The organism is Streptomyces sp. NBC_01210, assembly GCF_036010325.1.
In the GTDB taxonomy this organism is placed as follows: Bacteria; Actinomycetota; Actinomycetes; order Streptomycetales; family Streptomycetaceae; genus Streptomyces.
Window position 1 is genome coordinate 1,772,330 of record NZ_CP108549.1, and the last position, 12,466, is coordinate 1,784,795.

Sequence of the window (12,466 nt, forward strand, 5' to 3'; positions counted from 1 at the left end):
CCCGGGGCAGGGCGGTCCTCACACCGTCTCCTCCTTCGTCAGCAGCAGTTGCTGCACATCCAGCCGGCCGGAGCGGAAGCCCGCTTCGGAGTAGGCGAGATAGAAGGTCCACATCCGGCGGAAGGTCTCGTCGAAACCGAGGGCGCCGACCGCGGCGGCTCGGTGGGCGAAGCGCTCACTCCACAGCCGCAGCGTCTCGGCGTAGTGCGGGCCGAAGCCGTACCGCTCGGCCACCCGCAGTCCGGTGCAGCCGGTGACGACCTGCTCGATCGCCTCGGTCGAGGGCAGCAGCCCGCCCGGGAAGATGTACTTCTGGATCCAGGTGCAGTTGGTTCGGGAGGCCGGCAGCCTCTCCTGCGTCGTAGTGATCGACTGAAGCGCGATCCGCCCGCCCGGCGCGAGCAGCCGGTCCAGCATCCTGAAGTACTCCGGCCACAGCTCCTCGCCGACGGCCTCGATCGTCTCCACGCTGACGATCGCGTCGTAGCGGCCGAGCACCTTGCGGTAGTCGCGCAGCAGGACGGTCACCCGGTCCGCCAGTCCCGCCTCGTGGACGCGTCGCCGCGCAAGCGCATGCTGCTCACTCGAGAGGGTCACGGTCAGCACGCGGGCGCCGCGCTGTGCCGCACGGATCGCCAACTCGCCCCAGCCTGTGCCGATTTCGAGCAGCTGAGTGCCGGATCCGACCTGCGCCAGGTCGAGCAGCCGGTCGATCTTGCGGTGCTGGGCGGCGGGCAGCAGATTCTGTTCGGCCGGGAAACCGCGGAAGAGGGCGGAGGAGTACGACAGGGTCTCGTCGAGAAAGAGCGCGAAGAGCTCGTTCGACAGGTCGTAGTGGTGGCCGATGCCGGCGCGGGGGCCGTCGGACGTTTTGCGGTGCCGGGCCTGCCGCGTGGGCGCCCAGGCTCCGCGCAGCCGGCGGAGGGGCTCGGGGGCGAGGGTCGCGGGGTTCTCGGCGAGTACGGCCAGTACGCCCACGAGGTCACGGGCCTCCCATTCGCCCGCCATGTACGACTCGCCGAAGCCGATGAGTCCGCTCGCGCCGATACGGCGGAAGAATGGCTGCGGATTGTGCACCTCCATGAGGGGCCCGCCCCGGCCGATCGGCGCGCCGCCCGCGAAGCGGACCCGTAGCGGCAGCCTGCCCAGCGCGCGCAGGACGAGCCGTTCGGCGGCGGCGGTCCGCAGCCGGGAGGTCCGGGGCAGCCGGGCCACGTCGGGCCAGCTCCGCGCGTCGACGGACGCGGCTCTCGATGGTGCCGAGGACACGGTCACGCTCACTTCACACCCTCCTGGGGGCACATGGCGGGAACGAGGTTGTACGGGCGGTCCGCGCAGATGGAGGCGGATGCCGTGGAACCGGATACCGGCGGATACGGCCAGGTTGGAGAGGGGCTGCGCAGGGCCGCATGGAGCAGGGGGGTGTGCGAATGCCCGCGGGGCCGGCCGTCCGCCTCGTACAGCGACACCTGGTGCGAGCGCTGCCGCACATACGCGGCGCTCAGCCCTGCGACTCCACCGCCGACCACGGCCGTACGCCGCAGTTCCGCTGTCATTCCCGCTCCCTCCCGGCCGGCTCCGGCACCGCCGTCCACCATTCATTCGGCGCGGTGGGGGCGTTGGATTGGTCGACGGGGAGATCTTTCGGCGGACGGCGCACAAGGAGTACGGGCGTGAGGACTTGGGCCCCGCGCGGACATGGACGTGTGACACCGGTGAAACAGCCCGTCCCTAATTTCTGTCACCCGACCGGAATCAACAACCGGAATCAGCGACAGGGGCTGCCATGACCGCCACCGCACCCACCGACGTACGACCCGATCCCCCGGAGAACGACCGCGGCGGCGACGCGACCGCGCTGGCCGGCTTCGGCTACCGGCAGGAGCTGCACCGCAGCATGGGGCGCTACGCCTCCTTCGCCGCCGGGTTCTCCTTCATCTCCGTCCTCACCACGGTCTTCCAGTTCTTCGCGTTCGGCTTCTCCTTCGGTGGCGCGGCCTTCTTCTGGACCTGGCCTGCCGTGCTGGCCGGGCAGTTGCTGGTCGCGGCCTGCTTCGCCGAACTCGCCGCCCGCTACCCGCTGTCGGGCGCGATCTACCAGTGGTCGACACGGCTCAGCACACCGTCCTTCGGCTGGTTCGCGGGCTGGATCATGGTGATCGGCCAGATCGTGGTGGTCGCCGCGGCAGCCCTGGCACTCCAGGTCGTACTCCCCGCGATCTGGCCGGGCTTCCAGCTGTTCGGCGGCGACCCGTCGCCCGTGACGCCGTCGGGCGCCGCGAACGCCGCGCTGCTCGCGGTCGTACTCCTCGTCCTGACCACCGCCGTCAACCTCCTCGACAACCGCGTCATGTCCGCCGTCAACCGCATCGGTGTGACCGCGGAGATCATCGGCGCGGTGCTGATCGTGGTGCTGCTCCTGACCCACTCCGAGCGTGGCGCGGGCGTCACCCTGCACACCGGCGGCCAGGGCGGAGCGATCGGCGCGCTGCTCGTCGGCTCCTTCACTGCGGCGTACGTCCTCATCGGCTTCGACAGCGCCGGCGAACTCAGCGAGGAGACCCGCAGCCCTCGCCGTACCGCCCCGCGCACGATCCTTCTCGCGCTGGTCTCGGCCGGTGTACTCGGCGGACTGCTGCTGCTCGGCGGGGTGCTGGCCGCGCCGAGTCTGACCGACGGGCGGCTCGCGACCGAGGGTCTGTCGTACGTCCTCACCAGCAGCCTCGGCGACGGTGTCGGCAAGGCGCTGCTCATCGATGTGGTGATCGCCATCGCGGTGGCCACGCTGGCCATCCAGACGGCGGGCGCCCGGATGCTCTTCTCGATGGCGCGCGACGGCGTCCTGCCCTTCTCGGCCCGCCTCGCAAAAGTCTCCCCGCGCACCGGAATGCCGGCCGGCCCCGCCCTGGCCGTCGGCGCGGCGGCCGCGGCGCTGGGCCTGCTCAACCTCGCCTCGCCGGAGGCCTTCCTCGCCATCGGCACGACCTGCATCGCCATGCTGTATCTGGCCTACGCGATGGTGACGGGCCCGATGCTGGTACGCAGACTGCGCGGCGAATGGGCCCGCGGCCCCGGCGCCGACGAGGTGGACGAGTCGGGCCGCCCACTGTTCTCGCTCGGCCGCTGGGGCCTGCCGGTCAACATCGTGGCACTGGCGTACGGCCTGTTCATGACGGTGAACCTGGCCTGGCCGCGGGCGGCGGTGTACGACCCGTCGGGCGGGCACTGGTACTTCCAGTGGTTCACGGTGCTGTTCCTGCTGGGCACGGTGGGAATCGGAGCGATTGCGCGCGCGTGGAGGGCGCGCCGGGCGATCCCGGCACCGGAGGCCGGGCCGGCGCCGGAGGCCGGTCCCGCCGGAGGGCTGCCGGAAGGTGCGGCGTAGCCACCGCCGTGGCCGCGCTGTGCCGCCCCGTCGCGCGCCTCAGGCTTTGCCGGCCCTGGCCCTCCTGCGCGGAAAATCGGCGTCGTCCTCGGCCAGCGGAAGCGGCCGGTGGCCTTCCGTGTGGTCGTTGACCCAGCCGCACACTCCGCATGCGTAGCGCCCGTCAAGACCGGATACGCGGGTACCGCACTGCCTGCACTCGGTCTCGGTGATCTCGGGGGCGATGAGGGCCTCGGGATCGGGGAGGGGCTCGAAGTCCGGCAGCCAGTTGTTCATCACCGCAGGCTACCGTCGGCCCCGCGCGGGTGCCGATGCGGTGTACTGCTCGCCGCTGAGCCTCTCTACGCTGGCGGAATGAACCGCGTGAACCGCGTCAACCGCATGGACCGAGTGATCGGCACAGTCGTAGGCTCGGCGGTCGGCGACGCGCTGGGTGCGCCCTTCGAGTTCCGTGAGCCGGGCGTCTACACCACGCAATTCCCGGACGGCGTGGGCGAGATGAGCGGGGGCGGCGGCTGGGACCCCGGCGAAGCGACGGACGACACACAGATGGCGGTGCTGGTCGGCGAATCACTGCTGGAACGGAACGGACTGGATCTGCCGGACATCTTCGGCCGGTTCCAGCGCTGGGCGGCGGACGATCCGAAGGACATCGGCCTCCAGACCGAGGACGTGCTGACGAACGGCTCGCCGTGGGACCTCGCGGCACCGCTGCACTTCCACATCACGGGCCGGGCGGCCGGGAACGGCTCCGTGATGAGGGCCTCGACATCGGCGGTGTACTTCGCGGGTGCAGGAACCAGGGCCACGATGGCGGCCGCCCGCCGGATCGCGGCGCTGACCCACGGTGACCGCGCGGCCTGGGAGGGCACGGCGATCCTCCACGAACTGGTCCGCGCGGCCCTGGACGGCGCGGATCCGCTCACCGCCGTGCCGCCGACGCTGCAGCTGGTCGACGCGGACTACCGCGCCGGATGGGCGAAGGTACTCGCAGCTGACTGGCACCCGGACGAGGCGACGGAGTTCAACGGCGCGGTATGGCCGTGTCTGGGCTCGGCGCTCTGGGCACTGCGCACAACGGCGTCGTACGAGGAGTCCGTGGCCGCGGCGATCGACCTGGGCGGCGACACGGACACGGTGGCGGCGGTGACGGGCATGCTGGCGGGGGCGGTGTACGGGATCGGGGCCATCCCGACGAGATGGCTGGAGCCGCTGCACGTACCGCTGCCGGGGTACGGGGGCCGGGTGCTGCGACTGGCTGAACTGACGTGGCTGGCCGAGGCGTTGGAGTCGTGACGGCCGCCGGAGGGCCGGGCCTGTGCGGGGCGGCCGGTGGGTCTCCGACGGCGCGAGGCCGCCGCGCGGCGGCGGTATGGGGTGTCAGCCCCTGTGCAGCCCTCCCGCCAGGGGCCCGGGGGGAGTCTTCGGTTTCGGGAAGGGGCGGGGTGAGGAAAACCGCGCCCTACCTCACGCCCCGGCGATCCGCAGCGCCGCATCCGCCGTCGCCCGCGCGAACACCCCCACCGCCCGCTCCGGATCCGACCTGTGCACCAGGATCACGCCCTCGATCAGCCCGAACACCAGGTCCGTACGGAGCTGGAGCTCGCCCTTGTCCAGCTCGGCCCCCGCCGCCGTCGCCCCCAGCAGCTGCCCGTACGCGTCCTTCAAATCCGCCCGCACCCGGTGGAAGCCGGCGAAGCGTTCGCCCCGCACCTCCGGCAGCAGATACAGCGCGCCCAGGTTGTGCGGCCCGCCGCACAGCAGCTCCACGTCCGAGCGGCACAGCTCCCACAGGAGCGTCTCCGCCGGACGCGTATCGTCCGCGAGCAGGTCGCGCGCCAGGGTCAGGGAGGGCGTGACCGTCGACTCGAGGAGCTCCGCGAGCAGGTCCTCCTTGCCCCCGAAGTAGTGGTACATCGTCGCCTGGCGCATCCCCGCGCTCTCCGCGACCACCCGCGTCGTGGTCGCCGCGTAGCCGTGCGTCGTGAACAACTCGGCCGCCGCGGCCAGCAGTTCGTCGCGCGCGGACAGCCCGCTGTCCGGCCGCTGCTCCGCGCGCGGCCGCCCGACCCGTCGTCCTGTGGTGGTGCCCATGCAGCCGATCGTCGCACACCCTCGGAGCGCCAACCGCACACCCCTTCGACCTGGGTCCCGGTGAGCGTTCCGTAACCGGCCGGCAACGGACGGGCAACGGCCCCGACTCCCCCTCCGCCTAATTTCTGTCGCGCGACAGAAATGACCACCGAGCCGGAGGAGGAACGCCGCAATGGCGACCGCGACGACATACGGGGCCCGCGACCACGCCCGTGCGCAGGACGGCGCCCGCGCCGAGGCCATGCCGGTCGTGCCCGCGACCGACTGGCCCGCGCCGCCCTGCGGGGCCGGACATCTGGTGTGGGCCGAGACCGTCGCGGGCGGCAACTACACCCACCGCGTGCTCGCCCGCGGCACTGAGCTGCGGCTCACGGACCTGCACGGAGACGCCTGCGCGCATGTGCTGCTGTACGTGGACGGGCGACCGTGGGAACGCCTCAACGCCGCCGACACGGTCAAGGTCCAGTGGAACGCCTACCTCCGCGCCGGGCAATTGCTCCTCTCCGACCAGGGCCGCGTACTCGCCACTCTCGTCGCGGACACCGGAGGCCGGCACGACGCCCTGTGCGGCACCTCCACGCTCGTACGCAACACACAGCGGTACGGGGACGGTTCACCCCAGTCCGCCTCCCCGGCCGGCCGCGAGCTCCTCAAGCTCGCCGCGCTCAAGAACGGACTGGAGCCGCGCGATCTCCCGCCCTCCCTCTCCTTCTTCCAGGGCGTGGAGGTACGGGACGACGGCGCACTGGACTTCACCGGATCGGCCGGCCCCGGAGCCTCCGTGACGCTCCGCGCCGAGCAGGATCTGACGGTGCTGATCGCGAACGTCCCGCATCCTCTGGACCCGCGCGCCGAGTACACCAGCACGGCGCTGGAGGTGCTGGCCTGGCGCGCCGCGCCCACCGCGCCCGGCGATCCGCTCCGGGAGGCCTCACCCGAGGGACGCCGCGCCTACGCCAACACCATTGATTTCCTTGCCTCGAGGGGACTCGCATGAGCGCGACCACCGTCGTACCCGCCTGCGCCGCCTGGTCCGCCGTCGTCCGCGTCGGTGAGCAGCTGACCATCACCGATCTGCACGGCAATCAGGCCGTGGACTTCCTGGTGTACGACGCCCACGACACCGCCGTCCGCTACAGCGCAGCCGACACCGTCCACGCCCAGGGGAACATCTTCCTCACCACCGGGAGCGTGCTGATGTCGAACGAGCACACCCCGCTGATGACCGTCACCGAGGACACCTGCGGACGGCACGACACGGTCGGCGGCGCCTGCTCCAAGGAGTCCAACACCCTGCGCTACGGACACCACACCTGGTCGCAGCACGCCTGCGTCGACAACTTCCTCGCGGAGGGCGCGCGTTACGGCCTCGGCAAGCGCGATCTGGTCTCCAACATCAACTGGTACATGAACGTCCCGGTCGAGAAGGACGGCACGCTCGGCATCATCGACGGCATCTCCGCGCCGGGCCTGCGCGTCACCCTGCACGCCGAGACCGATGTCCTGGTCCTCGTCTCCAACTGCCCTCAGATCAACAACCCGTGCAACGGATTCGAACCGACCGCCGTCAAGATGACGATCAGCGAGGCCGCCGTATGACCGCGTTCGACACGCTGCTGGTCGCCAACCGGGGCGAGATCGCCGTCCGTATCATCCGCACCGCCCGCCGCCTCGGGCTGCGTACGGTCGCCGTCTACTCCGACCCCGACCGCGCCGCACCTCATGTCCGGCTCGCCGACGAGGCGGTACGGCTCGGCCCCGCGCCCGCCAAGGAGTCGTATCTCGACGCCGATCTCATACTCAGGGCCGCGAAGGACACGGGCGCGGGCGCCATCCACCCCGGTTACGGCTTCCTCTCCGAGGACGCGGACTTCGCGCGCCGCTGCGAGGACGCCGGGCTCGTCTTCGTCGGGCCGACCGCCGGGCAGCTGGAACTCTTCGGCGCGAAGCACACCGCGCGGGCCGCCGCCGAGGCCGCGGGCGTACCGCTCGCCCCCGGCACCGGGCTGCTGCCCGACCTGGCCGCCGCGCTGGCGGCGGCGGACGGCATCGGCTACCCGGTGATGCTCAAGGCGACGGGCGGCGGTGGCGGCATAGGCATGCGGGCCGTGCACGACGCCGAGGGCCTGGCCGACGCATGGGAGCGGGTGCACCGGGTCGCCGCGGCCTCCTTCTCCTCGGCCGGCGTCTTCCTGGAGCGCCTGGTCGAGCGCGCCCGCCATGTCGAGGTGCAGATCTTCGGTGACGGCGAGGGCCGGGTGGTCACCTTCGGCGACCGCGACTGCTCGCTCCAGCGCCGCAACCAGAAGGTGCTGGAGGAGGCCCCGGCGCCAGGTCTGCCCGATTCCGTACGCACACAACTGACGTCCTCCGCACGGGAGTTGTGCGCCAGTGTCGGTTACCGCTCGGCCGGCACGGTCGAGTTCGTGTATGACGCGGCCCGGGAGGAGGCGTACTTCCTGGAGGTCAACACCCGCCTCCAGGTGGAGCATCCGGTGACCGAGGAGATCTATGGCGTCGATCTCGTCGAGTGGATGCTGCGGCTCGCGCAGGGCGAGACGGCTGTCGTACGCGAGCCGGGCGCACCGCGCGGACACGCCGTCGAGGCCCGCGTCTACGCCGAGGACCCGAGCCGCGACCACCGCCCCGGCGCCGGCCTGCTGACCCGGGTGTCCTTCCCCACCGACGTACGTGTCGACTCCTGGGTCGAGACGGGGACAGAGGTGACGACGGCGTACGACCCGATGCTGGCGAAGGTCGTGGCGTACGGCGCCGATCGTGCCGAGGCCATCGAGCGGCTGGACTCCGCGCTGGCCGCGACCCGCGTCGACGGCATCGAGACGAATCTGGGCCTGGTGCGGGCCGCGCTCGCCGACGCGTCCGTACGGGCCGCCGCACACAACACCGCGACGCTGGCGACGATCAGCGACCCGACGCCGCGGATCGAGGTCATGGCGTCGGGAACCCTCACCACCGTCCAGGACTGGCCGGGCCGCACCGGCTACTGGCAGGTCGGCGTGCCGCCGTCGGGGCCGATGGACGATCGCTCGTTCCGCCTCGGCAACCGCGCGCTCGGCAACGACGAGGGCACGCCAGGACTGGAGTGCACGCTGCAGGGTCCGACGCTGCGGTTCACGCACGCGGCGACGGTCTGCGTTGCGGGCGCGCCCGCGCCGGTGACGGTCGACGGTGAACCGGTCAGCCAGTGGGAGCCGTTCACCGTCCCCGCGGGTTCCTCACTGGCCATCGGCACCCCCGGCGGCCAGGGCCTGCGCACCTACATCCTGTTCGCGGGCGGTCTGGACGTCCCGGACTTCCTGGGCAGCGCGGCCACGTTCACGCTGGGCCGGTTCGGCGGCCACGGCGGCCGGGCGCTGCGTACGGGCGATGTCCTGCACGGCGGCACGGCGGCGGTGACCGGCCCGGGCGTTGCCGGCGCGCCCGTCCCGCACGCCGAGCGCCCCCTCTTCCCGAACTTCTGGCACATCGCGGTGACAGAAGGCCCGCACGCCGCACCGGAGTTCTTCACCGAGGAGGACATCCACGACTTCTATGCCGCCGAGTGGAAGATCCACTTCAACTCCGCGCGCACGGGCGTGCGGCTGATCGGCCCGAAGCCGCGGTGGGCGCGGACGGACGGCGGGGAGGCGGGACTGCACCCGTCCAACATCCACGACACTCCGTACTCGGTCGGCGCGGTCGACTACACCGGAGACATGCCCGTGCTGCTGGGCCCGGACGGCCCGTCGCTCGGCGGCTTCGTCTGCCCGGCGACGATTCTGAAGGCGGAGCGCTGGAAACTCGGCCAGCTACGGCCGGGGGACACGGTCAGGTTCGTCCCGGTGACGGTCGAGGGCGAGGAGCGCCGGATCATCGTCGACGGCGGGATCCTCGGGCGGGGCGAGTCGGTCACGTACCGCCGCAGCGGGGACGACAATCTGCTGGTCGAGTACGGGGAGATGCAGCTGGATCTCGCTCTGCGGATGCGGGTGCACGCACTGGCCGAGGCGGTGGCGGCAGAGGAACTGCCGGGCGTCGTGGATCTGACGCCGGGCATCCGCTCGCTCCAGATCCAGATCGACCCGGAGACCCTCTCCCAGTCGGCCCTCCTCTCCGTCCTGACCCGCCTCGAGTCCGAACTCCCGCCCTCGAACGCCCTGGTGGTGTCGTCACGGACGGTCCACCTCCCCCTGTCCTGGGACGACCCGGCGACGCGGGAGGCGATCGCCCGCTATATGGCCGGGGTTCGGGACGACGCGCCGTGGTGTCCGTGGAACATCGAGTTCATCCGCCGCGTCAACGGCCTCGATTCGGTGGACGACGTCTACCGCACGGTCTTCGACGCGGAATATCTCGTACTCGGGCTGGGCGACGTCTACTTGGGCGCACCGGTCGCCACGCCGCTGGACCCGCGGCACCGGCTGGTCACGACGAAGTACAACCCGGCCCGGACATGGACGGCGGAGAACTCGGTCGGGATCGGCGGCGCGTACTTGTGCGTCTACGGCATGGAAGGGCCCGGCGGTTATCAGTTCGTGGGCCGTACGACTCAGGTGTGGTCACGCTGGCAGGAACGGCCGTGGCTGCTGCGCTTCTTCGACCGGATCAAGTGGTACGCGGTCGAGGCGGACGAACTTCTGGAACTTCGCGCGGACATGGCGGCGGGCCGCTTCACGCCCCGTATCGAGGAGGGAACGTTCTCGCTGGCGGACCACCAGCGCTTCCTCGTCGAGAACGCGGAGTCGATCGCGTCCTTCCGCGCCCGCCAGTCGAGGGCCTTCGGGGCGGAACGCGACGCATGGGAGGCGGCGGGCGAGTTCACCCGCGCGGAGTCGACTGGCGCGCCCGCGGTCCCCGAACTGGACGTTCCGCCGGGCGGGCAGGTCGTGGAGGCCGAATTCGCCGCCTCGGTCTGGCAGTTGAACGTGGAGCCGGGGGCTGTTGTCACGCCCGGTCAGCCGCTGCTGACGCTGGAAGCGATGAAGATGGAATCCCGCGTGCACGCGCCGTACGCGGCGCGGGTCGCGCGATTCCTGGTCACGCCCGGCACCCAGGTGGAAGCGGGCACCCCGCTGGCCATCCTGACCCCCACGAACCCCTGACCGGGGCGGAGTCCTCCCCCACCCCGCGCCTTCCCGGGCTTCGCCGCCAGACCCCCAGTCCTCAATCTCCGGACGATCAAGCCTCGCCGGCGATTGAGGCGCGGGGTCCGGGGCGGAGAGCCCCGGTTACGGGAAGGGGCGGGTAGGGGACAAGATCCCCAGCCCGTACCTCGACCACCCCCCACCCCAAGGAGCCGCCCCCATGCCCACCACCGCCCTCGCCCGCGTCCGGGACGCATACGACCGCATCGACCGCGCCCGTCGGCCCGACATCTGGATCACCCTCCGCCCCCGCGCCGACGCCGAATCGGACGCCCGCGCCGTCGACGCGCGCGTCGCCGCCGGTGAGCAACTCCCCCTCGCCGGCCGCGCCGTCGCCGTCAAGGGCAACATCGACATCGGCGGCCTCCCCACTACCGCCGGCTGCCCCTCCTACGCCTATACCCCGTCCGCCGACGCCCCCTCCGTCGCCAGGCTCAGAGCCGCCGGTGCCATCGTGCTCGGCAGTACCAACATGGATCAGTTCGCCACCGGCCTCGTCGGCACCCGCTCGCCGTACGGCGCGGTACGCAGCGCCCACGACCCGGCAAGGATCGCCGGAGGATCCAGCTCCGGATCCGCCGTCGCCGTCGCCCTCGGCATCGCGGACCTCGCGCTCGGCACGGACACCGCCGGCTCCGGCCGTGTCCCCGCCGCCTTCAACGGCATCGTCGGCATCAAGCCCACCCGAGGCATCGTCCCCACCGACGGCGTCGTCCCCGCCTGCGCGAGCCTCGACTGCGTCAGCGTCTTCGCCCGCACACTCCCCGAGGCCGAACTCGCCCTCGCCCTCATCGCCACGCCACCCGGCCGCGCGGCCCCGCACCGCACCCCCGGCCCCTGGCGGGTCGCTGTGCCGCCGACGGAGCAGCTCGGGGCCATGGACGAGGGCTGGGTCGAGGCATACGAAGCGGCAGCAGGCCGTCTCGCGCACGCCGGCGCCCTCCTCAGCCCCATCGACCTCACCCCCTTCACCGAGGCGGCCGCGCTCCTCTACGACGGCGCATTCGTCGCCGAGCGCTACACCGCCACAGGCGCCTTTGTCGACAAGGAAACGAACGACCTCGATCCCACCGTCGCCGCCATCATCCGCCGCGCCCGCGACATCCCCGCCCATCGGCTCTTCGCCGACCAGGCCCGGCTCAGCGCCCTCCGCGCCCGCGCCATGACCGCCCTCGCGGAAGCGGACGCGCTCCTCCTGCCCACCACTCCAGGCCACCCCACCCTCGACGACGTCGCCGCCGACCCGTTCGGCGCCAATGCCCGGCTCGGCCGGTTCACCAACTCCACCAATCTCTTCGACCTCGCCGCGGTCGCCGTCCCCGCAGGTGAAGTGGACGCCCGCCCCTTCGGCGTCATGCTGATCGGCCCGGCCGGCACGGACGACCGACTCGCCCGGATCGCCGCACTGCTCACTCCGCCCGTTCGCCTCGCCGTCGTCGGAGCCCACCTCACCGGCCAGCCCCTCAACCCCCAACTCCTCGCCCTCGGCGCCCGGTTGATCCGTACCACCACCACAGCCCCCGCCTACCGGCTCTTCGCCCTGCGTACCGACCCGCCCAAGCCGGGCCTTGTCCATGTGGACAGCGACGGTCGGCATATCGAGGCCGAGATCTGGGAGCTGCCTCCGGAGGGCCTCGGCACGCTCACCGCCACCCTCCCCCGCCCCATGGCGATCGGCCGCCTGGAACTGGCCGACGGCACCACCGCCCCCGGTTTCCTCTGCGAACCCGCCGCCCTCGACGGCGCCGTCGACATCACGGCGTACGGCGGCTGGCGAGCGTACAGAAACAGTTGACTCGGCCCCAACACGCCTGTTCCACTGGGCAGATGCGCCCTCGGCTGC

General features: G+C 71.8%; 9 protein-coding genes and 1 pseudogene. 6 read left to right on the forward strand and 4 right to left on the reverse strand.

Annotated elements, in window-relative coordinates:
• Positions 1–18: 18 nt before the first annotated feature.
• Positions 19–1,281: a cyclopropane-fatty-acyl-phospholipid synthase family protein gene (locus OG735_RS07950; protein WP_327322413.1), complete on the reverse strand. Its 1,263-nt coding sequence runs from the start codon at positions 1,279–1,281 to the stop codon at positions 19–21.
• Between the two features lie 140 nt (positions 1,282–1,421).
• A pseudogene (locus tag OG735_RS07955) lies at positions 1,422–1,556 on the reverse strand (FAD-dependent oxidoreductase); the annotation flags it as partial.
• Between the two features lie 230 nt (positions 1,557–1,786).
• On the opposite strand from OG735_RS07955, the gene OG735_RS07960 reads away from it, so the two are divergent.
• Complete coding sequence (locus tag OG735_RS07960) at positions 1,787–3,385, forward strand: amino acid permease (protein WP_327322414.1); 1,599 nt, start codon at positions 1,787–1,789, stop codon at positions 3,383–3,385.
• A 39-nt stretch (positions 3,386–3,424) separates the two neighbouring features.
• Here the strand turns inward: OG735_RS07960 and OG735_RS07965 are convergent, their stop codons facing one another.
• Positions 3,425–3,661 (reverse strand): hypothetical protein, encoded by a 237-nt coding sequence (locus tag OG735_RS07965; RefSeq protein ID WP_327322415.1) that lies wholly within the window; start codon positions 3,659–3,661, stop codon positions 3,425–3,427.
• Positions 3,662–3,739: 78 nt separating this feature from the next.
• Between OG735_RS07965 and OG735_RS07970 the strand changes: the two genes are divergently transcribed.
• Positions 3,740–4,681 (forward strand): ADP-ribosylglycohydrolase family protein, encoded by a 942-nt coding sequence (locus OG735_RS07970; protein WP_327322416.1) that lies wholly within the window; start codon positions 3,740–3,742, stop codon positions 4,679–4,681.
• Positions 4,682–4,852: 171 nt separating this feature from the next.
• Here OG735_RS07970 and OG735_RS07975 read toward each other — a convergent pair whose 3' ends face one another.
• Entirely contained in the window at positions 4,853–5,479 is a 627-nt protein-coding gene (locus OG735_RS07975) for a TetR/AcrR family transcriptional regulator (protein WP_327322417.1), read from the reverse strand.
• 172 nt (positions 5,480–5,651) lie between these two features.
• Between OG735_RS07975 and OG735_RS07980 the strand changes: the two genes are divergently transcribed.
• From OG735_RS07980 to atzF, 4 genes are all read left to right on the forward strand, one after another.
• Complete coding sequence (locus OG735_RS07980) at positions 5,652–6,476, forward strand: urea amidolyase associated protein UAAP1 (RefSeq protein ID WP_327322418.1); 825 nt, start codon at positions 5,652–5,654, stop codon at positions 6,474–6,476.
• Positions 6,473–7,078 (forward strand): urea amidolyase associated protein UAAP2, encoded by a 606-nt coding sequence (locus OG735_RS07985; RefSeq protein WP_327322419.1) that lies wholly within the window; start codon positions 6,473–6,475, stop codon positions 7,076–7,078. The genes OG735_RS07980 and OG735_RS07985 overlap by 4 nt, the downstream gene beginning before the upstream one ends.
• Positions 7,075–10,581, forward strand: coding sequence for a 5-oxoprolinase/urea amidolyase family protein (locus tag OG735_RS07990; RefSeq protein WP_327322420.1), 3,507 nt, complete (start codon positions 7,075–7,077; stop codon positions 10,579–10,581). Before OG735_RS07985 ends, OG735_RS07990 begins: the two co-directional genes overlap by 4 nt.
• Positions 10,582–10,783: 202 nt before the next feature.
• Positions 10,784–12,418, forward strand: coding sequence for an allophanate hydrolase (gene atzF, locus OG735_RS07995; protein ID WP_327322421.1), 1,635 nt, complete (start codon positions 10,784–10,786; stop codon positions 12,416–12,418).
• The last annotated feature ends 48 nt before the right edge of the window (positions 12,419–12,466 follow it).